Below are 25,671 nucleotides of genomic sequence, written 5' to 3'. Positions count from 1 at the left end.
TGTAGCGCGGCCGGTCCCGACTAGTGTGGACACCAGACGAGCAGATTTTGCAGATCTGGACCACATCAGCCGGTAGACCGGCCGCTATGCGTCGGACGCCGGAAGGGCTTACATGACTGAACAATTCGCAGTGTGGACCGAGAACGACGCCGAGCAATCGGCCCGTTGGGGTTCGACGAGCAACGCCCCGGTGCCCAAGCGCATTGTTGTCGCCGACGACACGATGAAGGCCGACGACGCCTATCGCTTGGCATGCGAAGGCACGGCGTTGTTGTGGCGCGGAGATTTTCAGAACGCTCGCCAACTGTCGAAGGCCGTCGCGTCGCGCATCGACCGCAAGCCGCGCCGAGCGTCCGACGACCCAGCCAAAGCCTTCCATCTCCACCGGCAGACCCAAGGACGCCGCGCGCAGATCCTCGGCATGCTGCTCATTCCCTTGGATGCAGATCTGTCGATTCCACTCCGGCGAGCCCCGGACGCGCAAGTAGCGTTGACTGAAGCCTTCGGGATTACCGGTGAGCCTTCGGTTCGCTCGTTGCGTGACATCCTCGGCGCGATCGGCGCTCACGAGTGGCACCGCAAAGGTGTTTTCATCGAGGCTCTCGACGCACGAGTGCATCCCGCCTTCGGAGTGTTCTCACCCGTCCGCGGGGAGTATGTCGATCTTGTCGCGTCTGCGCCACTACCGTCGACGGAATCTGCTTTCGATATCGGAACAGGTACCGGCGTTCTTGCTGCCGTCCTGGCGCGGCGTGGAGTTCAGACAGTGACGGCCACCGACCAGGACCCTCGGGCATTGCAATGCGCGCGCACCAACCTGTCGCGGCTTGGCTACGGCGATCAGGTGAACGTGGTGGAAGCAGACCTCTTTCCCGAAGGCACCGCTCCGTTGGTGGTCTGCAATCCTCCCTGGATTCCGGCCAAGGCCACCTCGCCCATCGAATACGCCGTCTACGACCCCGCTGGAGCGATGCTGAAGGGCTTCCTGACTGGTGTCGCAGCGCATTTGGACGACGGGGGAGAAGCGTGGCTGATCCTCTCGGACATTGCCGAACACCTCGGTCTCCGAACGCGATCCGAACTGCACGATCTGATTGCAGCCGGTGGGCTCACTGTTGTCGATCGCATGGACGTCAAGCCGACGCACGCAAAGGTCAGTGACCGAACCGATGCGCTTCACGCTGCCCGGGCACGAGAGACGACCTCGCTCTGGCGGCTTCGCCGTCGCTGAATTCATTCTCAGTCAACGGTATTTCCCTGCCATGAAATGGTAATGAACGAGTAACAAATCGGGTCTAGCTTTCTTCGCAGTCGCACATCGTCACGCACTCCGGAGGAATCTCGATGGAAAACACTCTTGCCCGCAACGCAGCCGAAGATCTGACGAAAGGTCTTGGCCGACGCGGATTCATGAGGGCAGTCGCGGCTCTCGGTGCGGGAGTAGGCGTTGCGGGTGTGGCTTCGGGATGCGCGCACTCGAACGCATCGCCGGCTGGATCATCCTCCTCTGCGCTGCCGTTCGCCGATGGTGTGCCGATTCTGCAACCGGGCAGCGGAAACGTCAGTGGCGATCACTATCTGAGTTCGGATCCGTCGGACGTCATGTGGGGTTATGTGCCCAACATCCACACCCGCGAGGTGATGCGGATGAAGTCGGGTCAGACCGTCACGATCGACGCCCTCTCGCACGAGGGAATTCTCGAGGATCAAGGGCGCAATCCTCTCGAATACTTCGGTAGCAAAGGCGTTTCCGAGAAGGACGTGCTCGAAGATGCGATTGCCGTTGCGGCCGAATACAACCGAACCGAACGAAACTTCGACAAGGACGGACCGCACGTCGTCACCGGCCCGGTCTTCGTCGAAGGCGCCCAGCCTGGAGACGTACTCAAGATCGAGACTCTCGAAGCCATTCCCCGCGTGCCGTACGGCGTTGTGTCGAGCAGACACGGCAAGGGCGCTCTCGCCGTCACAGCAGACGGAACCGCTCCAGCGGGAATCACTCTGGACGAAGTCATGCCGCCGGTCGCCACAGACGGGCGCGCAACAAAGGACCCGTTGAAGTACGGCGGTGTTTCCACCTTCACGGCGATCGAAGACGGCAAGGGCGTGATGCCTTTCGGACAGTCGAAGGTGCGGTTTCCCTTGCGACCCTTCATGGGAATGATGGGAGTTGCCTATTCCTCGGATGCCGACCCGACGTCCCCGTCGTCGAACTCGATTCCTCCGACGCTGGGCGGCGGAAACATCGACATCAGGCATCTCGGCGTCGGATCAACCTTTTACCTGCCGGTCTTTGCCGAAGGCGCCCTCTTCTACGTCGGTGACCCACACATGGCCATGGGCGACGGCGAGGCCGCGTTGACCGCGATGGAAGGTTCGCTGCGCGGCACGTTCCGACTCAGTGTGTGCAAGAAGGATTCCGGCGACGCCCCATCGGTGGCATTTGGATACCCGTTCGCCGAGACCGAGGAGGCCTGGATTCCGATCGGCCTGTCCGACCCCAACGGTTCGATCGATGGCCAGAACAGTGACCTCAACGGTGCCATGCGACGTGCGGTGGTCAACGCACTCGACTTCCTCGAGCATGATCGTGGTATGGATCGAGCGACGGCCTACGCTTATCTTTCTGCCGCAGCCGATTTCACGGTCTCACAGGTAGTCGATCGAACCGTGGGCGTCCACGGACAGATCTTCAAATCCCACTTCGAATAGCGAGAAGGCGATCCGTCGTGTCAGGACGGATCGTCGAAGAGACTCTGTTGCAAGGGATCGGCAAACAGGCCCATCTGCTCAGGTTGCGGCTTTGCCGGCGTCTCGGTTCGAGAATTGGGCAGGACCACCAGTCGCAAAGCCCCGCGAAGACGGTCGACCATGAGTTCCCACCCACCGACCTGATCCTCGTATCCTGCAGCCTCTTCGGCGTCCCCGCGACTGTGGGCGTCCACCGCCTGACTACGGAGCTGAATCTGCCATTCGTTACTGATGTGGAGGAGCTGAAGAATCAGATCGCGATCGCGCCCGCAGACATCGGCTACCGCGTCGAGATCCTCGGCCACGTCCAGATCGAGATGCAGCAGGGTCTCGAGTTCGGGAGGCAGGTCCTCGGCCGTCAGATCGGGCTGCAGCGAGGAGGAGTCACCGCTCTTGTTCGCGAAGAAGAGGTCTCCGCCGACGCGTGCGGCGAACTCGTCGTCCACGGTACGCAGGAACGACGTCAAGGCTGCGCATGTATCGGTGAGTTGTTTGGGAACGAATGGTGAGCCCGCCACCTCGAGGAACACCGACAGACGGTCGTCGATCAAGACGAACTTGATGCGCGACCACTTGCGGTTGAGATCGGCGATGACCTCGGCTGCACGAGTGCGGTTGCTGATGTCCTGAACGAGCGGGGAGAACAACTGCACGTCCATGGACTCGGAAAGCGGACCGACGAACATGACCGTCGAACCGACCCGAATTGGTATGTCGCCGTCGCTGTCCCGCTCGGGAAGCGTGCCGAGCATGGGAAGCAAAGCGAGAGTGACCAACTCCTTGAGGTGGTCGACGTCGTTGGGCATGTAGGCCGCGGTGGGGTCGAGTGTCGGAAGTTCTGTCGACTCGACAACCGACGGATCGAAATCCGGAGTCTGCTCGTTGCCGGTGAGATCGCTGGATAGAAAAGCCGGGTGCTGCACACCGAACACATCACGGAACGCAGCGACAGTCATCGCTGCGAGCTGATCGGCCCAGTTCTGCGCCTTGTCGACGCAGAAGGCGGGGGAGTTGTTCGGATCGTCGAGATTCTCGGAAGGCGGATTCCAGCCGAGTGCGATCAACTTTTGTTCGTCGGCATCTTCGAGTCGATAGCGCGGATGAAGGAAGTCGTTGGAAGGAACCTCGCAGCGGACTGTGTTCTCGTCCCACACGAGGAACTGAACACATGGCGCTGCGCCGTCAGCTGGATCGAAGTCGCCGGTGGACGATTCCACGGCAAGCACGTCGCCGTCGACCATGATGGAAATGTGATCGCCGAGGCGACGTTGAAATTCTGCCCATGCCCGGTCGACACTGACATCGAGATCGAAGCCCATTGCGCTCATCAGCCACCTCCTTCCGCAAAAGCTCAGACCTATACGGTATCGCGAGCTCCCGACAATGCTGCTGTCCTTTTCCGGTCGACCGGATTGCAGCGGGCCACGAACCGTGACGACTAGGAAGGTTGTCGCAGGTAGATCGGGTATTTGAGAGCGGCGACTGAAGTGTGCCTGTAACCGCCGTCACGCCAGGCGGTATGCAGGCGAAAGAGCGAGGACTATCCGGCGAGAACGGGCGAGACCTCGACGACGGGCGGCGTGGACCCGGTCGTGACAACTGGGGTGGTGCTGGTCTTGGTGGTCGTGGCTGTCGCGGTCGGTGACGAGGTCGCGGTAGCCGACGCGGTGGTCGTGGACGAGACCGGTGTTGTCGTACTCGTTGCAGTCGTAGTGGACGTAGCGGAGCTCGTGCTTGTCGCGGTCACCACCAGCGGCTGATTACGAGGAGCAGTCGTCTCGTCGGCGATTCGCCAGGTCGGCGTCGGCGGGATGACAACCGTGGGAACTGCAACCGAGCTGTAGAACGCGGCCGGTTCGATCCCGGCGACGGACTCCACGGAAACCGACGAGACCAGAGCGGGAGGCTTCACCACAGGGCCGCCGGAACCGAATGCGCCGGCTGCTCCGCCGAAAACGAGGCCTGATGTCAGAGAGAGAGCGGCCACTGCGACAGCGCCGATCATGACTGTTCTGTCTTTCATGCACACCTGTCCTTCGGGAGCAGTACGGAAGTACTGTAGGCGAAAAGATGCCGCAATGGAGTATCAGGGCCTGCTGGGCGGGACGCGAATCTGTGTGGCGTAGAACACAAAAGGCCCCGGGCGTCGACGCGGACGTCGGCACCCAGGGCCAGGTCAAGCAGTGAATCAGGCGGGGATCGTCAGTACCTGACCGGCGTTGATGAGATCCGGGTTCGGGATGCCGTTTGCATCCGCGATGCGCTGGTACTGGTTGCCGTCACCGTAGAAACGCTCGGCGATTGCCCACAGGGTGTCGCCGCTTTCGACGGTGTAGCTCTGCGCTGCCGGAGCGGCGGGTGCAGGCTCGGGCTCCGGTGCCGGAGCGGGCTCCGGGGCAGCCTCGGCGGCCGGAGCCTCGATTGCAGTGTCCGAAGACCACAGGGCATTTCCACCGGCGGACAGAACGACGTTGCGATCGTCCTGAACCGAGAGGGAGGCACCGTCGTTGCCTGCGGTCTGCGATGCCCACACGGCGTCGGAGTCCTTGTAGATGACGAAGTTTCCGTCAGCCTGCACCTCGGCGCGGTTGGCGCCGGATCCGTTGGTGCCTGCGGCCCAAACAGCCTGTCCGCCCTCGGACAGAACCAGGTTGCCGTCGTCCTGCAAGGTGAGGGTGTATGCGCCGTTGTCGGACTTGAGTTCCTGGCCGACTCCGAGGCTCTGACCTGACTGCAGTGTGCTCACGCTGTCCCTTTCCAAATCTGTTGCGATGACTGTGCCTCCACGATTCCGCTTTACCGTCCAGTTACCTTCTGGCCGTTGGTCTCGTAGGCGACCGAGTGTACGTTACCGAAGAGTACGGAGAATTGTGCAGCGTTGACGGACTGCGTGTCGAGCGTTCGGATCTTGCTGATATTAAGGCGTTTTGGGTGAAAGTGCCGGATAATGGTACGTGACCTCATCAGGTTTCGGTGCGCATTCTCCTGAACTCCAGATGAACTTGAAACTCTCTCAGCGCATTATCAGTAACTACTGCATTATCAGTAACCGCTAGGGGCGTAGCGACTTGCGCGTCTCGTCGTGGAGAACGGCAAGCAGTTCACGCTCGACGTCGGCGAACTCGGGCGTGGTGATCATGTCCAGCTCGCGTGGTCTCGGCAAGGGGACGTCGACTACGCACCTGACCGTTGCCGGACGCGCAGACAGAACGACCACGCGGTCGGACAGATAGATCGCTTCACGAATATCGTGGGTGATCATCAGCACGGTCCACCGGTACTGCTGCCACACGTCTTGCAGCCAAGCCTGCATCTCGGTGCGGGTCAACGAGTCCAGTGCGCCGAACGGCTCGTCGAGCAGCAGGACAGGTTTGCCCTGAACAACGGTGCGCAGCATCGCCGCTCGCTGGCGCATACCGCCCGACAGCTGTGACGGCCGGGCGTCCTCGAATCCGGACAGGCCGAACGCGGGGAACAACTCACGAGCGCGCTCGCGTGCTTCCTTCTTGCCGACTCCCTGCACTTCCAAACCGAGGGCCGTGTTGTCCAGTACCGAGCGCCAAGGGAACAGAAGATCCTTCTGCGGCATGTATGCGGTGTGCACCTCGGCGGCTGCTTCGGATTCAGTTGCGCGCGTGCCCACACGGACTGAACCCGAGGTCGGGGATTCGAGCCCGGCCAGGACGTTGAAGATCGTGCTCTTGCCGCAGCCGCTCGGCCCGATCACCGACACGAATTCGCCCGCATCGGCGCGGAAGGACACCGAATCGAGCACGAGACGCGATTCTCCGGCCGTGTCGAACCTCTTGGTCAGGTCCTGGATTTCGACCATGGGGTCAGTCATGTCCGTGACCTTTCGTTCATCGCCCATGGTGCAACGATGCGCTCGATGGCGAACGTCAGCAAGTACAGCGTGACACTGATCAACGCGGTCACCAGTACGGCCGCCAACACCAGGTCGGTGCGGAAGGAGTTCTTCTGGGTGCTCATGTAGATACCCAAACCGGAAGTAGCGCCGACGTATTCGGAGAACACCGCACCCACGACCGCATACGTGATGCCGATGCGCAGGGCAGTGAAGAATCGCGGAATTGCCGAAGGAAGGCGAACGTATCGGAACTCCTGCCAGCGAGTGCTGCCCATACTGCGCAGGAGAGCGCCCGCTTCCCGATCGGCCGCGGCAAATCCCTCGATGAGTCCGATGGTCATGGGGAAGAACGTCGCAAGTGCGATCACCAACACCTTCGGCAACAACCCGAAGCCGAACCAGATGATCATCAGCGGCGCGATGGCGATGATCGGCAGCGTCTGCGAGACGACAAAAAGTGGTACCAGCGCGCGTGACAACCACGGCGAAAAGTCCACGACCACAGCAAGAATCCAGGCCAACACCAATGAAACAGTGAAGCCGACCAACGTGACCTGCAATGTCGACCAGGCGTGGCCGGAGATGATCTCGCGATTGTCCCACCCTTGGGACAGAACGCGACCAGGAGACGGAAGTACCTGCGGCCGAATCCCACTGATCTCGACGTAGATCTGCCACGCCGCTACGAGGAGCACCACCACGGCGAGCGCGGGAAGCGCCCGCCGCATGGCCGAGACCAGCCGCCCGCTCGCGTCAGGACGCGTCGAGATACTCATTGGTGAAGTACTCCGACCAGTCCGGCTTCTGGGTCAGCGGCTTCCCGTCGGGTCCGGCGAGCAATCCGTTGTCGAAGAGGAATCCCGAATAACCCGACCAGGTTTCGAGATTCTGCGTACCGACGACGCCGTTGGCGTCTTTCATGTAGTCGGCGGCGAGCATCCGCTGACTGTCACGGACGAGGTCTTCGTCGGTGAAAGCTCCGGGGTTCGCGTCGATGAGATCCTGCGCGGCCTGGTCCGGGTTGTCGGCAGCAGTCTGATATCCGCGTTGAACGGCTTTGACGAACTTGCGTGCCTCGTCGGGATGGTCCTTCAACCACTGCTGGTTGCCGTTGATCACGATCGAATATGCATCGGGGAAGCCGTAATCGGTGTACTGGAAGTACCGCATCGGAGTTCCGTTTCGCTCCGCCTCGAGGCCTTCCCACGCAAAGTAGGAGACCGTGAAATCGGCCTGGCCCGAGTACACGGCTTCGTACGCGGACGTACCGAGCGTGACCGTCGTGAAGTTCCCGGTCCCGCCGTCGTTGCGGATGATCTGCTGCAGCGTTTCGACTTCGCCGGGATCGCCGAACCCGGCGTACGTCTTTCCGTCGAGATCACGCGGGCGCGTGATGTCCGCACGATCCGCCTTCACACCGATGCCGGTGGCGCGGTGCTGAAGTGGCGCGATGACGGACGTCGTGGCGGCGCCGGCCGCTCGGGCGAACGTGGCCTGACTCTGTGTGCTGATGCCGAACTCCGCGTTGCCGGCGTCGACCAGGGTGTCGGGCGAGGTGTTGTTGTACGGCAGGATCGAGACGTCCAGACCGGCGTCCTCGAAGTAGCCCTCTTGGAGTGCAACGTACAAACCGGTGTGGTTCGTGTTCGGGGTCCAGTCGAGTGCGAACCGAATGGTCCCGTCGGAAGAGCCGGTGTCAGCGGCGCATCCGGTCAGAACTGTGAATGCGGCTGCGATCGCGGCAGACGTGGCAAGTGTGCGGCGCAGCGCCGCAAACGACATCACGACGCCGGCCAAGGCTGCTGGTGGAGTGCGGAATCCCAGAACATCAACTCGTAGCGACTGGCGATGCGGAATGCTTCACTCATCGCCTCACGCTCTGTCTCGGTGGCTGCTTCGGCCGCAGCATCGACCAGTACGCGGGCCTGCGCCACCGACTCGTGGAATTCGGGTGCGTCGTACGTCGTGACCCACTGTGCGTACGGATGCGACGGATCGGCGTCGAGTACCTCGCGCGCTGAAGCGGCAAGATCGCGGCCGACCTCGGCGTAGATCCAGAAGCAGGGGAGTACTGCCGCTGCGGAGACCGGGTAAGGCGCAGTTGCCGCAGTCGCCGTCAGATACGAGACGTATCCCAGGCAGGCCTGCGAATGCGCGAGCCTTCCCGATCCCGCTGGAAGAATTCCACCGGTGAGAAGTCCGTCGTGAAGCGCAGATTCCACTGTCGCTGCCGTGGACGCGGAATTCGACCAGAAGCCCGCGGACTGCGGATCCGGGGCGTGGGCCGCGACCAGGGACAACGCTTTCGAATACCCCTCGAGATAAAGCTTGTCCTGCTCGATGTACGTGCGGAACGCGTCGAGAGGCAAGGTTCCGTCGCCGAGGCGTTCGAGGAACTCCAGTGAGTCGATCGACTCGCGGAGGACCTTCGTCTCGGCCCAGAGCCGATCGGTGAACCGATCCGTCGACGGCGCTGTGGCCACCGAGTTTTCGGCAGAATTGTATGCAGGCTGCGTAGTAGCCATGACATCCCTTCGTCAGCATTACCTGATCAGGTTCCCGGGTGTGTTCTCAGCCCCGCCCATGCGGAGCACCCCGTGTCAGAACTAGGCGACCTTAACACCGAGGGGTTGTGTACTCGGCGCACACCCGTCCGAGATTGGTAGGTTTGGTCTTGATTGCCACACGCGCGGGTCGGGAGGGGATTCAGACATGGAGACCGACGTTCGACCAAATCTCGGCGAGGACGGAACTCTGGTGATCCGGGCGCGAGGCGGAGAAGCCCGCGGGTATCCGGATGGCGGTGTATTCGCGTGGAAGGGCATGCCCTACGCAGCGGCGCCGGTGGGTGAGCGGAGGTTCCGAGCGCCGCAACCCGCACAGCCGTGGGACGGGGTGCGCGACTGTCGTGAGTTCGGGCCGATCGCGCCGCAAGGCCAGAGTCCGGCGGTTCCGATCGATCGGGCCTTCAAAATCGACGAGGACTGCCTGTCGATCAACGTCTGGGCCCCGCGACCCGACGCCACGCCGCGACCGGTGATGGTGTGGATTCACGGCGGCGCCTACTGCCTCGGGTCTGCCGCCCAAACGATCTACGACGGCCGTCATCTGGCTGAAACCGGTGACGTCGTTCTCGTCTCCTTCAACTATCGCGTCGGCGCACTCGGGTTCCTGGACCTGTCTGCATTTTCCACCGCGGATACCGTTTTCGAGTCGAACTGTGGTCTGCGAGACCAGATTGCGGCACTCGAATGGGTTCGAGACAACATCGACGCCTTCGGTGGTGACCCGAGTGCGGTGACCGTGTTCGGGGAGTCCTCCGGCGCAGGATCCATCACGACGCTCATGACCTGTCCGAGCGCCGAAGGTCTGTTCCATCGTGCGATTGCCCAGAGTCCGCCCGCGACCTCCGTCTACGGGGCCGAGCGCGCCAAGACCGTTGCAGAGCGGTTTCTCGAACTGCTCTCGATCGACCCCGAAGACGCAGGCGATCTGCTGACCACGGATCTGGAACTGCTCGTCAAGGCAAGCGATGATTTGGTCAACGAAATTCCGACCCGGATTCCGGGAACTTTGGCAATGGCACCCGTTGTCGATCGCGATCTGGTGCCGCACTACCCGGTTGCGGCTTTCCAGAAGGGTTACGCGCACCGAATCCCACTGATCATCGGTTCCAACAAGGACGAGGCGTCGATCTTCAAGTTCATGAAGTCTCCGCTGATGCCGGTGAGTGCGCAGTCCGTCGAGGCAATGCTCCAATTACTGGCTGACGATCACCCCGACATCTCGGCGACCAAACTTGCCGAGATCATGTCGGCTTACCCTGACCATGCGAAACCGAGTGGTGCGCTGGCGCTTTCACGGGACGCGGCGTTTCGCATGCCGACCCTGTGGATCGCCGACGCGCACTGCAGGCATTCCCCTACGTGGGTCTACCGCTTCGATCACGCGACGCCGATGCTCAAGGCGGCGCGGATCGGCGCGGGCCACGCGACCGAATTACCTTATGTATTCGGCAATTTCGGAACCCTGAACGTCGACCCCACGTTCTGGCTCGGCGGACGGAAGGCTGCGATGGAGGTGGCCGGCCGTATCCAACGGCGATGGTTGGCCTTCGCCAGGCATGCCGTGCCGGCGGCCCTCGACGGCTCGAAGCACTGGGCGCCGTACGAGGAAGAGAAGCGGTCGACGCTGTTGATCGACTCCGCCGACACCCTCGTCAGCGACCCCGATCACGGACTGCGCGTCGCCTGGGGCAACGACGTGATGGGGTTCAACTGACGTCGGTCGAGTGCCGCGGACGATCGAGTTCGCGAAGCACCGGTAGGGAGGCACTTACTGCGGCGATCAGGATGATCGGAATCGACAGGGCCACAAAGGTCGACGCGATTCCGAGTTGATCGAGCAGCGGGCCGACCGCGAGGTAGCCGAGCGGGCCGGCGGCGTAGGCCGTCGACGTCATGACACCGACGACGCGTCCGCGCATGTGCTCCGGGCTGTGCGTCTGCATGGCGTAGTTGGCGATCGGGCCGACTGGTCCGTAGACGAGACCCTGCAGTCCGGCAAGTACGAGGATCACCCACAGCGGAGGTAGAAGCGCCATGGCCAGCATCGCTACGCCGAGAACGGCGACGGCAAAAATCATGATCAGCCGCCGGGACATGATCGGCGCCAGTGGGGCGTAGGCGAGAGAGCCGATGATGCCGCCGATCGCCAAGGCCATCAACACCGATCCGAGTTGGGCCGGTTGATCCAACTCTGTGAAGTACACCGGGAACACGACACTCTCCACCGGCATGTAGAGCGCGACGACTGCCATGTCGATCAGCGCCAGGGTGCGCAGCAGTTTGTTGTTCCAGACGAACCGAAGACCGTCGAGTGTGCCGTGCCAGATCGATTTCGGACGGTGTTCGTGTTCGGGCACTCCGGCGCCGGGAAGCCGGATGAAGGCGACCACGACTATCGAGAACACAAAACCTGCCGCCGTGACCCAGAGCGTGTTCACCGCTCCGATCGTTGCGATGAGGACACCGCCGATGCCAGGGCCGATCAGATACGCGACGTTGAAGTTGGCCTCGTACACACTGTTGGTTCGATCGAGCTTCCACTTGGCGGTCCGAGTCGCTGCAGGCAGCATGGACTCCCTCGCCGCCATTCCGGCGGGGTCGAACACGGCGCCGAGTGCGGCCAACGCCGCGATCACCGGGATCGTCAAGCCCGCGGTGGCCGCGATGATCGGAATCGCTGCAACGGACATCGCGGAGAGAGCGTCGGAAATCATCGACGTTCGACGGCGTCCGAACTTGTCGACGAATGTCCCCGAGAACAGGCTCGACACGAGTAGCGGAATGGCTGCTGCGCCGGCAACTATCGCCGCGTCGGTAGCCTTACCGGTTCGTTCGAGCACCAGCCAGGGGAGCACGACGATGGCAATACCGTTGCCGATCGCCGAGAACAGCGTCGCGAGATTGACCAGTACGAGAGGGAGATAGCTGGGGATAGCTACGTCCGTGGACGCAGGTGGACGCCGATCTGCTGAGGCGACCACGTTCTTTCCTTCCCCGAGATGGTGCCGCCCAGGATTTCGACGACGGCACCATCGACGCTAGCAGCGGGGTCTGCAGGTTCGCGACTGGTTTTTCGCTGACCGTTCTCGTTCGGTTATGCCTGGTAGACGGGGTTCTCCGCAACAAACTTCTCGACGTACGAGCACGTCGGAAGGATCTTCAATCCCTCGTTCCGGGTCTGATCGAGCGCTTCACGCACCACGATGGCGGCAAGCCCGCGCCCACGAAACTGCGGATAGGTCACCGTGTGGTGGAAATCACGGACGCCGGAATGGTCCGAGTACTCGGCAAAACCGGCGAGTTCGCCGTCGACTCGGATCTCGAAACGCGTTTCCGCGGGATTGTGCGCCACTGTCTCGGTCATCTTCGGGCTCCGTTTCGAAAGGGCGGCCGGTTGCGCCGCGCCGCGTCTGCGTTCTCTGGAGCACGCTACCTGGCAGGCCGTCCGCAATATCGGTTGCCGACGTGGGATCCGTTACTTAGCGCAACTACAACTGGACGACCGTTCAAGGGACCTTCGTCGCCATGGAGAACGAACAAAACTGGTCTGTACGTGCCGATTTGCCCGTACTTTTGTGCCCACAATGGGTGATACATATGCATCACGATCGTAAACATCCCAATATGTGGGACTGGTCACAAAGTTTTTTGTCGTCTGTTCGGATGGATTAAGTGGAGGGCCTGAAACGGGCAAATTGCAGGTCAGCGGCGCGCTGGTTGCGTGTCGATGATGGGTGCGAGCGGCCGGAAACCCCAGGGGTATTGCGTTGGTCATCAGATCGTTTCTCGGACGTGATCCCAAAGACCCGCTCGGGGGGTTAGCGTTTGAATCGTCGGGGATAGAAGAAGCGTTACAACTTCGCCAAAAAACTTTGGCGTCGCTGCGCAACGGTTCGATTTCGAGTCTTCGTCGGACAACTTCGAGGAAGGAACGCACATGATTTTCGGGCAGCGTGAGTCGAACAGTTACTTTGCCGCAATTTTTTCGTACGACTTCCTTGACGAAGGTCTGGGATACGAGACCATCGCACGGATTCACCGTGGCGAGATCTGCGAATGGATTCGTGATCTCGAAGCTTCCGGGTTGTTCTCGGCTGCGGAAGTCCATGCCGCTGAACTGGCATGGCGCGAAAATCCACGCCTGCTCCTCGACGCCCTTCTCGAGGACGCTGACGAGGTCTCTGTCAAGCGCTGGGAGATCGCGTGGACGAGGCTCGAGCGTCAGTCGCCGGCAGCCGGAACCGCGGTGGCAGAGCACGGCTGATCCGGTCGGGCCGAGTCGACTGCTCAGTCTGCGTCAAGATCAACCGTCTGCGTTACATCAACGGTCGACGAGTATCACCTCGTAATCGGTGAGCACGGTGAATTGCACGCCCGCCGTGGTCAGGGCCGCAACCGTCCGCGCAGTCACCTGTGGATCTTCGAGTAGCGAATCGCCGCCGTGCGGCACTATCGCGAAGTCGATCAGCGCGAGCCCGGACCAGATCGGGTCGATACCGCACGTAGGCGTGACTTCAGCGGGGTCGTCCGACGCGTCGAGCCCGATCAGAGTCGGAGTCGCCAGGCACGCTCCGGCGCTGTATCCCGCATAGGCCACGAGGCCCGAACGAACCAGCATCTCGATGACCCGATCTGCGCCGCTTCGGGCTAGCTGAGCTCGCAGGACGAACGTGTTTCCGCCGCGAACCCACAGGCAGTCGAATTCGCGAAGCCGGACTTCGAGTGCTTCCGGTGCCCCCAGGAAGTCTCGGACGTCAACTTCCTCTGCCGTGAAGCCCGCAGCCCGCAATGGGGTCAATTCGCTTGTCACTGCCGAACTGCGGGCATTGACGGGCCACGAATCTGCAGCCGCGGCGATCACCGCTATGCGCGCGCCGCGGCCTACAAGATCGACAAAAGCCTCGCGGTGGTCGCCGAAACGGTAGGACGAGAGAAACAGTTTCACTTCTCAGTACCTTCGCGACCTACCCACCCAGCTCTCAAATCGTGAACGCCAGATTGTCGACGACGCGTGCGCCCACCGTGGTGTCGCCGCGAAGTGAGATGTCGGTTCGATGATCGGACGCGTGGACGCGGCCACCGGCAATCCGGGTGAAGAGCGGTGAGCTCATCGAGATGGTCGTGGTCGCCGGACCGTCGAGCTCCGGGACGAGCGTTGCACGCGCATCGACCGAGATGTGAAGTGAACGGGCAAGTGGCCCTTCGAGTTCGAAAGTGATCCGTGCTCCCTCTGGCGCCTTTCCTCGTTTTCCGACGACGAATCCGAGCGCGCTGGTGATTTCGCCGAATGCAGTCTCCGCGCGCAATCCGCCTTCCTCACCCGGAATGCCGACTGCATCTCTGATGTCGAGTTCGTGCATCCAACAGTCGAAGGTCCGAATGCGCATGAACCGGCCATAGGGTGCAAGACCGACCGGTGTTTGTGTCTCGGCGTCCCAGTCGGCGCCCGTCATCGAGCGAAGTGCCTCGGTTCGTTCGGCGGTGATCTCGCGATATCGGGTCAGCAGGTCCGAGTGCGGTGTCCGCCGCAGGCCTTCGACCCAGCGCTCGTTGAATGCAGCAATCTCGTTGTGGACGTGGGGCAATGCGTGCACGTCGAGGTCGATCGACGGTGGTTCGATACCGGAGAGCAGTGATTCCGTACCGATCAGATGGGACACGATGTCGTGAACCGTCCACCCCGGAAGGTTCGACGGTGCCAACCACTGGTCGCCGTCGAGTTCGGCCAGCAGTGCGTCGATGACTCTCCATTCCTCGGTCAATGCGTCGACTACTGAGTCCTGGGGCCAACCACTCATGTGGACATCTCCTGTTTCGGACGGTGCGGTTCTCCTCACTGTATGTCCCGGCGGATAAGTGAGCGGGCATTCCCATGCTTCGAGTCGGTGTCACCAAACCTCCGAGGGTGGCAGAGTTCCTGTGGTAGACCAGGATTGTCGACGCCGAAGCAGGCTCACGCGGCGTTGTCGTCACCGACAGAGGAGTCTTCGTGTTTCCAGGAAATTTTGTCCAGTCCACGCCGGACAAGCCCGCCGTCATTCGCCCTGCGACGGGTGAGTCCATCACCTATCGGGAACTCGACGAACGGTCGACGCAGTTGGCGCGATACTTCCGAAGTGTCGGTGCCAAGCCTGGGGACCACGTCGCTCTCATCTCGAACAACGATCTCCGGGCGTTCGAGGTGTACTGGGCAGCGTTGAGATCCGGCCTCTACATCACCGCGGTGAACTGGCATCTCACGGCTTCGGAGGCTGCCTACATCGTCGACGACTGCGAGGCGACAATTCTGGTGGCGTCGGGGCAGGCGTCCGCAGCAGTTCCGTTGGACGAGAAGCTGATTCCACGCGTGCGGCACCGATTGGTGTACGGCGGCGCCCTCGAGGGCTTCGACGACTACGAAGACGCGGTCGATGCGCAGTCCACTGCTCCACTCGACTCGCAGCCGCGTGGGGCTGACATGCTGTATTCGTCGGGAACCACCGGCAGGCCGAAGGGGATCAAAGGAGATCTCCCGGAGGGTGAGGTGAACACCACCATGGATCCGTACACCGCGGTGTTCGCACCGATGTACGGGTTCGATTCCGACACAGTCTATTTGTGCCCGGCTCCGGTCTATCACGCGGCGCCCCTGCGTTTTTGCGGCGTGATCAATTCGGTCGGCGGAACCGTGATCTTGATGGATGCATTCGAAGCCGAAACCGCGCTGGAGTTGATCGGTAAATACGCTGTGACGCACAGTCAGTGGGTACCGACGATGTTCGTTCGAATGTTGAAACTTCCGAAGGAGACCCGTGATCGTTACGACGTCTCGACGGTGAAGGTCGCCATTCACGCTGCTGCTCCCTGCCCGCCCGAAGTGAAGACGGCAATGATCGACTGGTGGGGGCCGGTGATCTACGAGTACTACGCCTCGACCGAGGGTTCGGGCGCTACCTTCATCAACAGTGAGCAGGCCTTGTCGCATCCGGGTTCCGTCGGGCGTGACGGAGTGATGGGGATCGTGCACATCTGTGACGACGCCGGGCGCGATCTTCCGGTCGGCGAGATCGGTACCGTGTTCTGGGAGCGGGAGACTTTGCCGTTCCGGTACCACAATGATCCCGAGAAAACGGCTGCCGCGCAGCATCCGGATCATCCGACGTGGACGACGAGTGGAGATATCGGCTATATCGACTCCGAGCGTTTCCTTTATCTGACCGACCGCGCCGCGTTCACGATTATCTCCGGTGGTGTGAATATCTACCCACAGGAGTCCGAGAACATCCTTACTTTGCACCCGAAGGTGTTCGACGTGGCGGTCATCGGTGTTCCCGACGAAGAAATGGGTGAGCAGGTCAAGGCGGTTGTCCAACTAGCGGAGGGAATCGAGCCCGGTGCCCATGTCGCCGAGGAATTGCTGGAATACGTTCGCAGTCAGGTCGCACATTTCAAAGCTCCGAGAAGCATTGACTTTGCCGACGAATTGCCTAGGACCGCTACAGGAAAGCTCGTAAAGCACAAGTTGCGGTCTCAATATGTGAGCAATTGATGGTCTAGTGAAATACTAGGACATCAGAGTAATTCTGCGAGATAGTCGGCAAGGACCTGCGCGTGACTGTATGGCAGGTCCTTGCTTGCTGTCAGTAGAACAACGGGTCGAGCATCCGAGGCCGGTGCGAGGCGTACTGCAGGTTTTCGCGTTTGAGGCCGCGTGGCCGGAGTCGGTCTACGCGGAGTCGGACGGCGTTACATTCGGAAGCCGGTTCGTGAACTCGCTCGACGGTGATTATTCGGCGCGTCATTCTGATGTCTTTACGTCTTTCGGCCGTTTCAAATAGTGGAATAGTCCGCCATTCCGGTGTGATCGGCCTCACAGTAGGCTTCTTCAGGTATGTCCAAACATACTGTTCGGACTCGATTCAGATGGAGAAAGTGCGTCGTCGGTTTCCCTACGCCGCGTTAACTCTGGCTACTATCAGTCACCATTCACCCAAAAGCGGGTCATCTTCCGCTCATCACATGCTGGTTGCCGCTCGTCGCAGCAGGCGAACCACCAACCGCAGAAGGTAATGGAAAATGGAAACATCGAAGAGCGCACAAGTGCGTCCGTCGGTCGGCGTCCCTCGAGAATCGAGTGATGGTGAGCGTCGGGTCGCATTGGTGCCGAAAATTGTGTCCGCTTTGATCGGCAAGGGTGTCGACGTGGTCGTCGAGTCCGGGGCCGGTCTCGGGGCGTTGATTCCCGACGAGTTGTACACCGCTGCCGGCGCGAAGATCGGCGATCCGTGGACTGCTGACGTGGTGGTCAAGGTTGCGCCTCCGTCGACAGAAGAGATCGCCCGGATCAGTACCGGCGCGAAGCTCATCGGTTTCCTGAATCCGCGTAATGCGGACAACCGCATCGCCGAGTTGAAGGCCGCCGGCATCGAGGGATACGCCGTGGAGGCGATTCCTCGTATCTCTCGCGCGCAGGTGATGGACGCGTTGTCCTCGCAGGCGAACGTGTCCGGGTACAAGGCTGTTCTGTTGGCAGCATCGGAGTCGACGCGGTTCTTCCCGATGCTCACCACCGCTGCGGGCACGGTGAAGCCTGCGACGGTTCTGGTCCTCGGAGTGGGTGTGGCAGGTCTGCAGGCGCTGGCGACAGCCAAGCGTCTCGGTGGCCGCGCTACCGGGTACGACGTGCGTCCTGAGGTCGCCGACCAGGTGCGTTCGGTGGGTGCACAGTGGCTCGACTTGGGAATCGATGCGGCGGGCGAGGGTGGATACGCCCGCGAGTTGACCGACGACGAGCGAGCGAAGCAGCAGCAGGCACTCGAAGATGCGATCAAGGGCTTCGACGTTGTGATCACCACAGCTCTGGTTCCGGGTCGTCCCGCGCCGCGCCTGGTGACCGCTGCCGCGGTCGAAGGCATGAAGCCGGGCAGTGTCGTGGTCGACCTCGCGGGTGAAACCGGTGGTAACTGCGAGCTGACCGAGCCGGGTCAAACCGTCGTCAAGCACGGCGTGACCATTTGCTCTCCGCTGAATTTGCCGGCGTCCATGCCGGAGCATGCGTCCGAGTTGTACTCGAAGAACATTTCCGCGCTGATCGAACTCATGTTGGTGGAAGGTGCCTTGGCGCCTGATTTCTCCGACGAGGTTCTGGCCGGTGCGTGCGTCACCCGTGAAGAGAAGGGCGCCTGATGTACACATCACTTCTGGCGAACATCGCGATCCTGGTGTTGTCCGGGTTCGTCGGTTTCGCTGTGATCTCCAAAGTTCCGAACACCCTGCACACCCCGTTGATGTCCGGTACGAACGCCATCCACGGCATCGTCGTCCTGGGTGCGTTGGTCGTCCTGGGCAAGGTGCACGATCCCTCGATCGGGTTGCAGATCATCTTGTTCGTCGCGCTCGTCTTCGGAACCGTGAACGTTGTCGGTGGTTTTGTGGTCACGGACCGCATGTTGGCGATGTTCAAGGCCAAGCCGGCCGCCAAGTCTGTGTCGAAGGATGGTGACCAGTAATGGAATACCTGGTCAATGCGCTCTACATTGTCGCGTTCTCGATGTTCATCTACGGCCTCATGGGCCTTACCGGCCCGAAGACCGCAGTCCGCGGCAACCAGATCGCCGCGGTCGGCATGCTCATCGCCGTCGTTGCAACTCTGATCTCCATTCGTGATGCGGAGATGGGGAACTGGATCCTCATCGCTGCCGGCCTTGTCATCGGTGTCGTGCTCGGCGTCCCGCCGGCGCTCCGGACGAAGATGACGGCCATGCCGCAGTTGGTGGCACTGTTCAACGGTGTCGGCGGCGGCACGGTCGCGTTGATCGCGTACGCGGAATTCCTGGACTCGGACGGTTTCACCGCATTCCAGCACGGCGAGTCGCCGACGGTACACATCGTCATCGCTTCGCTCTTTGCCGCGGTGATCGGATCGATCTCCTTCTGGGGCAGCGTGATCGCGTTCCTGAAGCTGCAGGAAACTCTGCCTGGTCGTCCGATCGGAATCGGCAAGCTCCAGCAGCCGCTCAATGCTCTGCTGCTCATTGCCGCCGTCGCGTTCTCGGTGATCATCGGTATCAAGGCGATCTCACCGGAAGGCCCGACCAGCTCACTGTGGATCGTCGGCGTGCTCGTACTCTCGGGCATCCTCGGACTGATGGTCGTGCTGCCCATCGGCGGCGCGGACATGCCCGTCGTCATCTCGCTGCTCAACGCTCTGACCGGTTTGTCAGCTGCTGCTGCAGGTTTGGCGCTCAACAACCAGGCGATGATCGTCGCCGGCATGATCGTCGGTGCTTCGGGCACCATCTTGACCAACCTCATGGCCAAGGCCATGAACCGGTCCATCCCGGCAATCGTGGCCGGCGGCTTCGGTGGCGGCGGCGAAGCGCCGTCCTCCGACGGCGTCGTGCGCACGGCAAAGGCGACCTCGGCCGCCGACGCGGCTATCCAGATGGCCTACGCCAACCAGGTCATCGTCGTACCCGGATACGGACTTGCCGTCGCGCAGGCTCAGCATGCGGTCAAGGACATGGCGAAATTGCTCGAGTCGAAGGGCGTCGAGGTCAAGTACGCCATTCACCCGGTCGCCGGCCGTATGCCCGGTCACATGAACGTTCTTCTCGCAGAGGCGGATGTCTCGTACGACGCGATGAAGGAAATGGACGACATCAACGACGAGTTCTCTCGTACCGATGTCACCTTGGTGATCGGCGCGAACGACGTCACCAACCCGGCGGCGCGCAACGATCCGAGCTCACCGATTCACGGAATGCCGATCCTCAACGTCGACCAGTCGAAGTCGGTCATCGTGCTCAAGCGTTCGATGAACTCCGGTTTCGCCGGTATCGAGAACCCGCTCTTCTTCGCCGAGGGCACCTCGATGCTCTTCGGTGATGCCAAGAAGTCGGTCTCCGAAGTAACCGAGGAACTCAAGGCGCTGTAGCGCTCGAGCTCGGAAGGGGCGTCCACTCGTAACCACGAGTGGGCGCCTTTTTCGTGTCCCTGTGCTGAAACGGCTTCTTGTGCTGAAACGACTTCTTGAAACGACAAAGGCGCCTGGTCCGAGACGAAACTCGGAACAGGCGCCTCTGGCGACGTTTTACGGGACCTCGGGGGTTTCGGGGTCGGAAGAGAAGCCGGAAAGTAGTTCGATCAACTTCTGGATCAGTTCGAGCGGGTTCAGATCTTCGAGGCTCACGGTAAAGACTCCTTCGCTGTGGAACTACTTGATTCGGACATTTCAGAACATACGTCATGCCCCGCCGTCGCGGGAGGGCTTAGCGGCGAGAATCTCTGAATCACAAAGATTTAGGACTAAAGTCGGATGCTCCGGTGCCGGGAGAACGCGATTGCAGCCGTATCCGGGCGTAGCGCTTCACGTTTCGCGGCGATGGGCGATCGTGCCATCAAAATGGCTGCAGCACAGGCCCATACCAGAGCGATCAGAACGCCAGCTATCACTCCGAAAAGGCCGCTCAACTCGGCGGCCAGTGCGCTGGCACCGATCGCAGCAACCCCCACGAATCCGAGACCGGCGAGCACCGGACGCCACTGCGGGGCGGAGATCAAGATCGCCGAGCAGTACAGCGCGGTCGCCGCTGCCACGTGACCGCTGGGCAACAGGTCCTGGGGCACATCGGGGAGCCAGGAGCCGAACGCCGCGTTGGTGAGATTGGCGCCCATTCCGAGGAGCAGGATCGCGCCGATGCCGTATGGCAGTCCGCGGACCATCGAGACGACGGCCAGAGCAGTAGTGGCTGCGAGTACAGCGGTGACGTCGAATCGGCCTACCGTCCACTCGGCAAGTGCGCGCACCTGTTCGGGGACGCTCACCCCAGGCGAGGTGGGTCGCACGAAATACAAGACGCCCAGCGCTACGACGGCGATCGCAGCAAGGACGAGGAAGCGAGTAGTTGTGGAGGGAGCGGGGTGCTGGGTGGAGGTCGAGACGGTCACGAGTACCAGCATCCCTGTTGAGTCTGTGCCGATCGTGAGGATCAGCTGTGAGGTCTGTAGGCGGTCGGAGAATCGCGCCGAACGACACCCGCACAAGCCGCTGCGACCAGGACGCATGCAAACGGGATCAACATTGCTGTGGTGAGAGGCACAAGCGTGGTGACCCAGCCGATGGTTGCCGGACCGGCGAGGAATCCGATGTATCCCATGCCGACGACGCGAGACATGTTGGTGCCGGCCGAACCTGAGCCCAGATTTCCCGCCGTGGTGAAGATCTGCGGAATGCATCCCGACAGGCCGGCGCCGAACAGCGCCCAACCGAGCAACGTCAGTGGTAGCCAGCCCGACACCACGACGGTCAGCATTCCGATGGACGAGAGCAACGCACCGTAGCGAACCACTGCCACCGGGCCGACTGCCGCGCTGATCCGATCCGCGGTGAATCGGCCGACGGTCATCATGGCAGAGAATGCACCGAACGACAGTGCAGCAACGGCATTCGAGACACCCAGATCTTCCTTGACCTGCAGTGCGCTCCAGTCGTTTGCCACTCCCTCGGCCAGCATCAGAACAAAGGCGAGGGTTCCGAGGGCAAGTACGCGAGCCGAGAATCTGCCGTGTGTCTTTCCGGTAGTCGACGCGGTTTCGGCATGCACGTCGACGTGAGGGAGCAGGGGTCGCGAGCACAACCAGACCGCGAGCAAGCCGATTGCCGACGCGATGCTGAGCGTGACGTACGGCGGAAGATCCAGTGCGAGAGTGCCGAATCCGATGACGGACCCTAATACGCCGCCGACCGAGAACATGCCGTGAAAGGCCGCCATGATCGGGCGCCGGTACAACTGTTCGGCCTCGACAGCCTGCGAGTTCATCGACACGTCCAACGCGCCGTTCGCGAAGCCGAATACAACAAGTGCAGCGCCCAGTTGCCAGGTGTTCGTGGCAAATCCCGGGCCGAGAGTGGCGAATGCCAGCCCGCTACCCGCCAGGATGACCATGCGCCTGCTGCCGTATCGATCGGCGAGCGGACCGCTCAATTGCATACCGGCAATGGCTCCGACAGCAAGAAGGAGAAGCAGTGAGCCGAGCGTCGAGTGACTGATTCCCACACGGTGTTCGATGGACGGAATGTGGACGACCCACATCGCGAGCAGAAATCCGTTGATGCCGAAGATGCCGAAGATGCCGGCCCGGGCGCGTACCAGGGCGGAGGTGGGGACTACTCGGTCGGTGGGGTTGACGCTCACTCGTTCCTTTTTACAGGTGAGACAGCAACAGGTCCGGGTCCGCGAGCATCTGTGCGACAAATGAGAGGAATCTCGCGGCCTGCTCACCATCGAGTATCCGGTGGTCGAACGTCAACGTCAGTGTCGCGACGCTCCGCGCTTCGATCTTGCGCTCGATTACCCAGGGACGCTCGCTCACTGTGCCCAGGCAAAGGATGACGGCTTCTCCCGGATTGAGGAGCGGAATGCCCCCGTCGACGCCGAAGACTCCGACATTGGTGATCGTGACGGTTCCGCCGGTCAGGTGATGGACGTCGGTCACTCCCGCGCGGGCAGCGACGGTCAGTTCGGTCACCGCGCGTGCAAGTTGGACCAGGCTCAGCGTCTCGGCGCTTTTGATGTTGGGCACGGACAGTCCACGTTCGGAGGCGACGGCGATGCCGAGATTCACGTGATCGTCGATGACGGCGTCGCCGCGGGCCTCGTCCCAATGCGCGTTCACCATCGGGTGCGACGAGATCGCCGTAACCAAGGCCTTGGCCGCGAGAGTCAGCGGAGTGAGAGAAAGCCCGGTGAATGCGTCCGAGGGACGGAGCCTGCCGAGTAGTTCCATCGAAGGCGTGACATCGGCGGTGAGGAAGACGCTGGCCTGAGGGGCACGGGTACTGGCGACCATCGCCGACGCCATCTGTTTCCGCATGCCGGACGAGACCTGCTGTTTCTGCATACCGGATCCGGCCGGCCGCGGAGCTTCATTCGACGCGGCCTTCACGCGAAGCGCGTCTGCGACGTCCGCTGCCGTGACGGCACCGTCGAATCCGCTTCCGGTGATTTCGCTCAGGTCGATGCCGGCTTCGCGGGCCGCGCGCCGCGCCGAGGGTGTTGCGGGCCGACGCTCGGTACTCGCCGCGGTTTGCGAGTGTGGCGTAACCCTGTTCCGTCGTCGGCTCGGTCTTTCGGCCGCGGGTCCGTATCCGACAAGCACACTCGGAGACTGTGAATCACTTGGAGACGGTGAATCTGCAGGCTCCTCGATTCGGATGATCGGAGTGCCGACCGGGACGGTAGAGCCAGGTTCGACGAGGAGTTCTCTGACAACGCCCACGTAGGGCGACGGCAGTTCGACAAGAGCTTTGGCTGTCTCTACCTGGGCGAGAACTTGATTGAGTTTCACCTTGTCGCCGATGCCGACCGTCCATTCGACCAGATCGGCGGACGTCAGGCCCTCGCCGAGATCCGGCAACCGGAATTCGTGCCCTGTACTCATGCTGCCAGCGTCCGGTCGAGTGCTGCGAGGATCCGGTCGGCGTCCGGAAGGTGAAATCGCTCGAGCTTGGCGGGCGGGTAGGGGATGTCGAATCCGGTGATCCGCAGGATCGGTGACTCGAGCTGATAGAAGCAGTGTTCCGCGACGTGTGCTGCGATTTCGGCGCCGACGCCGAGAAACTTCGGCGCCTCGTGGACGACGACCAGCCGTCCTGTCTTGTTCACCGACGCCTCGATCGTGTCGAAGTCGATGGGGGAGAGTGAACGCAGATCCACGACCTCCAGATCGTGGCCTTCTTCTTCGGCGATCCGCGCGGCGTCGAGCGCGGTGGCGACCATGGATCCGTACGCAACTACTGTCGCGTCGTCTCCAGGGCGAGCGACGCGGGCACGGTGGAGCGGAAGCTCGGGCGCGGCATCGGTATTCACGTCGGCGGTATCCCAGTAGCGCCGTTTGGGTTCGAGGAATATCACCGGGTCGTCGGCCGCAATGGATTGGCGGATCATGTGAAAACCGTCGATCGGATTGCTCGGGTACACCACCCGCAGTCCCGCGGTGTGAGCGAAGTACGCTTCCGGCGACTCCGAATGATGTTCCACCGCACCGATTCCGCCGCCACTGGGAATCCGAATCGTCAGTGGCGCAGACGCAGCGCCTCGGGTGCGGTACTGGATCTTGGCCACCTGCGAGACGATCTGATCGAAAGCCGGGTAGACAAACCCGTCGAACTGAATTTCGCAGACAGGCCGATATCCGCGCAAGGCAAGACCGAAAGCTGTTCCCACGATCCCTGATTCGGCGAGGGGCATGTCGATCACCCGAGTATCGCCGAAGTCCTTCTGCAGGGCGTCGGTAACCCGGAATACACCGCCGAGACGGCCCACGTCCTCTCCCATGATGACAACGCGACGATCGTCTTCGAGTGCGCGTCGCAGGCCGGTGTTGAGCGCTGTCACCAGATTCATGACGGTCATGACGAAGCCCCTTCCATGCTGCGGAGATACGCGCGATGCTCTTCGCGTTCAACGTCGATCAGTGGGTGTGCCTCGGCGTAGACGTGATCGAAGAGCGCTGACGGGGGTGGATCGGCAAGCGCGATGGTTGCGCGTCGCAGTCCAGTTGCGACGTCGTCGGCCGCCGCCGCGATGGTGCTGAGTTCGTTTTCTCCGAGAAGATCGCGACGGCCGAGGAACAGACGCATTCGCTCGAGCGGATCGCGGCTTCTCCACTCCGACATGTCAGTATCGGCGCGGTACCTGCTCGGATCGTCGGACGTCGTATGCGGGCCCATTCGGCAGGTGATCGCCTCGATGAACGTCGGGCCGCTGCCTTCGCGTGCGCGATTGAGCGCCGAGCGCGTGACTGCGAGAACTGCGAGGACGTCGTTGCCGTCGACGCGGATCGCGGGGATGCCGTAACCGATCGCCCGATGTGAGATGGGCGTGCGTGACTGGAGGGATACCGGTTCACTGATGGCCCACTGGTTGTTCTGGCAGAAGAAGACAACGCCGACACGGAAACTGGCGGCAAATCCCATCGCCTCGGCGATGTCGCCCTGACTTGTGGCGCCGTCGCCGAAGTACGCGATCGTTGCGATCTCGGCGCCGTCCAGGTGTGCGCCGAGTGCGTACCCGGTGGCGTGCAGCCCTTGGGAGCCGACGACGATCGCCGGATTGGTGACGTTGAATTGTTCTGGATCCCAACCGGAATGGGAGATTCCTCGCCACATGGTGGTCAGCAATTCGGGGGGAACACCCCGGCAGTACGCGACGGCATGTTCGCGGTAGCTGGTGAACGCGAAGTCGTCTGGGGCGAGCGCTCTCGCGGAACCGACCTGGGCGGCTTCTTGGCCCAGCATCGGAGCCCACAAACCTATTTCGCCTTGACGCTGCAGGGCAACAGCTTCGGTGTCGATTCGGCGACTCACGACGAGATCGCGATACAACGACAGCAGTTCGTCAGACCCGATGTCTGTTATCAGACGGTCGAATTCGGGACGGCACACTCGTGCGCCGTTCGGTTGGATGAGTTGGACCGGATAATCGAGGTTGTCGATCATCTTCG

General features: G+C 61.8%; 24 protein-coding genes and 1 riboswitch. Of the genes, 8 read left to right on the top strand and 16 right to left on the bottom strand.

All coding sequences use genetic code 11. The annotated features are described in order from the left end of the window. Positions 1 to 112 precede the first annotated feature (112 nt). Together QM596_RS28590 and QM596_RS28585 are read left to right on the top strand one after the other, a co-directional pair. Positions 113 to 1,231, top strand: a complete 1,119-nt coding sequence (locus QM596_RS28590; RefSeq protein ID WP_283310488.1) for a methyltransferase — start codon at positions 113 to 115, stop codon at positions 1,229 to 1,231. Between the two features lie 113 nt (positions 1,232 to 1,344). Next, positions 1,345 to 2,712: an acetamidase/formamidase family protein gene (locus QM596_RS28585; RefSeq protein ID WP_283310487.1), complete on the top strand. Its 1,368-nt coding sequence runs from the start codon at positions 1,345 to 1,347 to the stop codon at positions 2,710 to 2,712. Between the two features lie 20 nt (positions 2,713 to 2,732). On the opposite strand, the gene QM596_RS28580 is transcribed toward QM596_RS28585, so the two are convergent. The 7 genes from QM596_RS28580 to QM596_RS28550 form a co-directional block, all read right to left on the bottom strand. Further along, positions 2,733 to 4,079 carry a T3SS (YopN, CesT) and YbjN peptide-binding chaperone 1 gene (locus QM596_RS28580; protein ID WP_070385708.1) on the bottom strand — a complete coding sequence of 449 codons (1,347 nt, stop codon included), beginning with the start codon at positions 4,077 to 4,079 and terminating at the stop codon, positions 2,733 to 2,735. 212 nt (positions 4,080 to 4,291) lie between these two features. After that, positions 4,292 to 4,774 (bottom strand): hypothetical protein, encoded by a 483-nt coding sequence (locus QM596_RS28575; protein ID WP_020970103.1) that lies wholly within the window; start codon positions 4,772 to 4,774, stop codon positions 4,292 to 4,294. A 165-nt stretch (positions 4,775 to 4,939) separates the two neighbouring features. Continuing rightward, positions 4,940 to 5,497, bottom strand: a complete 558-nt coding sequence (locus QM596_RS28570) for a LysM peptidoglycan-binding domain-containing protein (protein WP_020908363.1) — start codon at positions 5,495 to 5,497, stop codon at positions 4,940 to 4,942. Between the two features lie 306 nt (positions 5,498 to 5,803). Further along, entirely contained in the window at positions 5,804 to 6,595 is a 792-nt protein-coding gene (locus QM596_RS28565) for an ABC transporter ATP-binding protein (protein ID WP_283310484.1), read from the bottom strand. Next, on the bottom strand, positions 6,592 to 7,395 hold the full coding sequence (locus QM596_RS28560) for an ABC transporter permease (RefSeq protein ID WP_069147280.1): 804 nt from the start codon (positions 7,393 to 7,395) through the stop codon (positions 6,592 to 6,594). The genes QM596_RS28565 and QM596_RS28560 overlap by 4 nt, the downstream gene beginning before the upstream one ends. Then, complete coding sequence (locus tag QM596_RS28555) at positions 7,373 to 8,401, bottom strand: ABC transporter substrate-binding protein (RefSeq protein ID WP_020908360.1); 1,029 nt, start codon at positions 8,399 to 8,401, stop codon at positions 7,373 to 7,375. Before QM596_RS28555 ends, QM596_RS28560 begins: the two co-directional genes overlap by 23 nt. Next, positions 8,401 to 9,144 carry a TenA family protein gene (locus QM596_RS28550; protein WP_069147279.1) on the bottom strand — a complete coding sequence of 248 codons (744 nt, stop codon included), beginning with the start codon at positions 9,142 to 9,144 and terminating at the stop codon, positions 8,401 to 8,403. Before QM596_RS28550 ends, QM596_RS28555 begins: the two co-directional genes overlap by 1 nt. Further along, positions 9,132 to 9,227, bottom strand: a riboswitch (TPP riboswitch). (Overlaps the previous gene by 13 nt.) Positions 9,228 to 9,331: 104 nt before the next feature. Between QM596_RS28550 and QM596_RS28545 the strand changes: the two genes are divergently transcribed. Beyond that, the gene (locus tag QM596_RS28545; RefSeq protein ID WP_030536828.1) at positions 9,332 to 10,900 is read left to right on the top strand and encodes a carboxylesterase/lipase family protein; all 1,569 of its coding nucleotides are present in this window, start codon (positions 9,332 to 9,334) and stop codon (positions 10,898 to 10,900) included. Here QM596_RS28545 and QM596_RS28540 read toward each other — a convergent pair. Both QM596_RS28540 and QM596_RS28535 read right to left on the bottom strand, forming a co-directional pair. Beyond that, the gene (locus QM596_RS28540; protein ID WP_054826359.1) at positions 10,893 to 12,119 is read right to left on the bottom strand and encodes an MFS transporter; all 1,227 of its coding nucleotides are present in this window, start codon (positions 12,117 to 12,119) and stop codon (positions 10,893 to 10,895) included. The two genes, QM596_RS28545 and QM596_RS28540, sit on opposite strands and share 8 nt — an antisense overlap. A 161-nt stretch (positions 12,120 to 12,280) precedes the next feature. Continuing rightward, a complete protein-coding gene (locus QM596_RS28535; protein WP_007726096.1) occupies positions 12,281 to 12,550 on the bottom strand; it encodes a GNAT family N-acetyltransferase in 270 nt (89 codons plus the stop codon). 573 nt (positions 12,551 to 13,123) lie between these two features. Between QM596_RS28535 and QM596_RS28530 the strand changes: the two genes are divergently transcribed. Continuing rightward, complete coding sequence (locus QM596_RS28530; RefSeq protein ID WP_003941297.1) at positions 13,124 to 13,450, top strand: hypothetical protein; 327 nt, start codon at positions 13,124 to 13,126, stop codon at positions 13,448 to 13,450. Positions 13,451 to 13,507: 57 nt separating this feature from the next. Here QM596_RS28530 and QM596_RS28525 read toward each other — a convergent pair whose 3' ends face one another. Next, the gene (locus QM596_RS28525) at positions 13,508 to 14,131 is read right to left on the bottom strand and encodes a Type 1 glutamine amidotransferase-like domain-containing protein (RefSeq protein ID WP_283310482.1); all 624 of its coding nucleotides are present in this window, start codon (positions 14,129 to 14,131) and stop codon (positions 13,508 to 13,510) included. A 34-nt stretch (positions 14,132 to 14,165) separates the two neighbouring features. Continuing rightward, positions 14,166 to 14,984 carry a maleylpyruvate isomerase family mycothiol-dependent enzyme gene (locus QM596_RS28520; protein WP_283310480.1) on the bottom strand — a complete coding sequence of 273 codons (819 nt, stop codon included), beginning with the start codon at positions 14,982 to 14,984 and terminating at the stop codon, positions 14,166 to 14,168. A 191-nt stretch (positions 14,985 to 15,175) separates the two neighbouring features. On the opposite strand from QM596_RS28520, the gene QM596_RS28515 reads away from it, so the two are divergent. The 4 genes from QM596_RS28515 to QM596_RS28500 all read left to right on the top strand — a co-directional run bounded on the left by QM596_RS28515 (position 15,176) and on the right by QM596_RS28500 (position 20,101). Beyond that, the gene (locus QM596_RS28515; RefSeq protein WP_165639720.1) at positions 15,176 to 16,714 is read left to right on the top strand and encodes an AMP-binding protein; all 1,539 of its coding nucleotides are present in this window, start codon (positions 15,176 to 15,178) and stop codon (positions 16,712 to 16,714) included. A gap of 527 nt (positions 16,715 to 17,241) precedes the next feature. Then, on the top strand, positions 17,242 to 18,351 hold the full coding sequence (locus tag QM596_RS28510) for a Re/Si-specific NAD(P)(+) transhydrogenase subunit alpha (protein ID WP_003941381.1): 1,110 nt from the start codon (positions 17,242 to 17,244) through the stop codon (positions 18,349 to 18,351). Beyond that, complete coding sequence (locus tag QM596_RS28505; RefSeq protein WP_003941319.1) at positions 18,351 to 18,674, top strand: NAD(P) transhydrogenase subunit alpha part 2; 324 nt, start codon at positions 18,351 to 18,353, stop codon at positions 18,672 to 18,674. Before QM596_RS28510 ends, QM596_RS28505 begins: the two co-directional genes overlap by 1 nt. Then, positions 18,674 to 20,101 carry an NAD(P)(+) transhydrogenase (Re/Si-specific) subunit beta gene (locus QM596_RS28500; protein ID WP_020970092.1) on the top strand — a complete coding sequence of 476 codons (1,428 nt, stop codon included), beginning with the start codon at positions 18,674 to 18,676 and terminating at the stop codon, positions 20,099 to 20,101. The genes QM596_RS28505 and QM596_RS28500 overlap by 1 nt, the downstream gene beginning before the upstream one ends. A 371-nt stretch (positions 20,102 to 20,472) precedes the next feature. Here the strand turns inward: QM596_RS28500 and QM596_RS28495 are convergent, their stop codons facing one another. Genes QM596_RS28495 through pdhA form a run of 5 tightly spaced genes read right to left on the bottom strand, consistent with a single transcriptional unit; the run spans position 20,473 to position 25,666 of the window. Beyond that, positions 20,473 to 21,126 (bottom strand): hypothetical protein, encoded by a 654-nt coding sequence (locus tag QM596_RS28495; RefSeq protein ID WP_349307332.1) that lies wholly within the window; start codon positions 21,124 to 21,126, stop codon positions 20,473 to 20,475. A gap of 29 nt (positions 21,127 to 21,155) precedes the next feature. Then, the gene (locus tag QM596_RS28490) at positions 21,156 to 22,361 is read right to left on the bottom strand and encodes an MFS transporter (protein ID WP_019749231.1); all 1,206 of its coding nucleotides are present in this window, start codon (positions 22,359 to 22,361) and stop codon (positions 21,156 to 21,158) included. 10 nt (positions 22,362 to 22,371) lie between these two features. Continuing rightward, the gene (locus QM596_RS28485; protein ID WP_283310475.1) at positions 22,372 to 23,607 is read right to left on the bottom strand and encodes a dihydrolipoamide acetyltransferase family protein; all 1,236 of its coding nucleotides are present in this window, start codon (positions 23,605 to 23,607) and stop codon (positions 22,372 to 22,374) included. After that, positions 23,604 to 24,581 (bottom strand): alpha-ketoacid dehydrogenase subunit beta, encoded by a 978-nt coding sequence (locus QM596_RS28480; RefSeq protein WP_283310474.1) that lies wholly within the window; start codon positions 24,579 to 24,581, stop codon positions 23,604 to 23,606. Before QM596_RS28480 ends, QM596_RS28485 begins: the two co-directional genes overlap by 4 nt. Continuing rightward, a complete protein-coding gene (pdhA, locus tag QM596_RS28475) occupies positions 24,578 to 25,666 on the bottom strand; it encodes a pyruvate dehydrogenase (acetyl-transferring) E1 component subunit alpha (protein WP_283310473.1) in 1,089 nt (362 codons plus the stop codon). Before pdhA ends, QM596_RS28480 begins: the two co-directional genes overlap by 4 nt. Between the last annotated feature and the right edge of the window lie 5 nt (positions 25,667 to 25,671).

It is taken from the genome of Rhodococcus sp. IEGM 1406 (assembly GCF_030056745.1).
Classification (GTDB): Bacteria; Actinomycetota; Actinomycetes; order Mycobacteriales; family Mycobacteriaceae; genus Rhodococcus_F; species Rhodococcus_F erythropolis.
The sequence above is the reverse complement of the archived record's forward strand: the minus strand, read 5'-3'. Positions and strand labels throughout refer to the sequence as shown.

Excerpts from the sequence above, each read along its gene's own strand:
- QM596_RS28590 (WP_283310488.1), top strand. The coding sequence starts at position 113 with ATGACTGAACAATTCGCAGTGTGGACCGAGAACGACGCCGAGCAATCG.
- QM596_RS28585 (WP_283310487.1), top strand. The coding sequence starts at position 1,345 with ATGGAAAACACTCTTGCCCGCAACGCAGCCGAAGATCTGACGAAAGGT.
- QM596_RS28580 (WP_070385708.1), bottom strand. The coding sequence starts at position 4,079 with ATGAGCGCAATGGGCTTCGATCTCGATGTCAGTGTCGACCGGGCATGG.
- QM596_RS28575 (WP_020970103.1), bottom strand. The coding sequence starts at position 4,774 with ATGAAAGACAGAACAGTCATGATCGGCGCTGTCGCAGTGGCCGCTCTC.
- QM596_RS28565 (WP_283310484.1), bottom strand. The coding sequence starts at position 6,595 with ATGACTGACCCCATGGTCGAAATCCAGGACCTGACCAAGAGGTTCGAC.
- QM596_RS28560 (WP_069147280.1), bottom strand. The coding sequence starts at position 7,395 with ATGAGTATCTCGACGCGTCCTGACGCGAGCGGGCGGCTGGTCTCGGCC.
- QM596_RS28555 (WP_020908360.1), bottom strand. The coding sequence starts at position 8,401 with ATGTCGTTTGCGGCGCTGCGCCGCACACTTGCCACGTCTGCCGCGATC.
- QM596_RS28550 (WP_069147279.1), bottom strand. The coding sequence starts at position 9,144 with ATGGCTACTACGCAGCCTGCATACAATTCTGCCGAAAACTCGGTGGCC.
- QM596_RS28545 (WP_030536828.1), top strand. The coding sequence starts at position 9,332 with ATGGAGACCGACGTTCGACCAAATCTCGGCGAGGACGGAACTCTGGTG.
- QM596_RS28535 (WP_007726096.1), bottom strand. The coding sequence starts at position 12,550 with ATGACCGAGACAGTGGCGCACAATCCCGCGGAAACGCGTTTCGAGATC.
- QM596_RS28530 (WP_003941297.1), top strand. The coding sequence starts at position 13,124 with ATGATTTTCGGGCAGCGTGAGTCGAACAGTTACTTTGCCGCAATTTTT.
- QM596_RS28520 (WP_283310480.1), bottom strand. The coding sequence starts at position 14,984 with ATGAGTGGTTGGCCCCAGGACTCAGTAGTCGACGCATTGACCGAGGAA.
- QM596_RS28510 (WP_003941381.1), top strand. The coding sequence starts at position 17,242 with ATGGAAACATCGAAGAGCGCACAAGTGCGTCCGTCGGTCGGCGTCCCT.
- QM596_RS28505 (WP_003941319.1), top strand. The coding sequence starts at position 18,351 with ATGTACACATCACTTCTGGCGAACATCGCGATCCTGGTGTTGTCCGGG.
- QM596_RS28500 (WP_020970092.1), top strand. The coding sequence starts at position 18,674 with ATGGAATACCTGGTCAATGCGCTCTACATTGTCGCGTTCTCGATGTTC.
- QM596_RS28495 (WP_349307332.1), bottom strand. The coding sequence starts at position 21,126 with ATGCTGGTACTCGTGACCGTCTCGACCTCCACCCAGCACCCCGCTCCC.
- QM596_RS28485 (WP_283310475.1), bottom strand. The coding sequence starts at position 23,607 with ATGAGTACAGGGCACGAATTCCGGTTGCCGGATCTCGGCGAGGGCCTG.
- QM596_RS28480 (WP_283310474.1), bottom strand. The coding sequence starts at position 24,581 with ATGACCGTCATGAATCTGGTGACAGCGCTCAACACCGGCCTGCGACGC.
- pdhA (WP_283310473.1), bottom strand. The coding sequence starts at position 25,666 with ATGATCGACAACCTCGATTATCCGGTCCAACTCATCCAACCGAACGGC.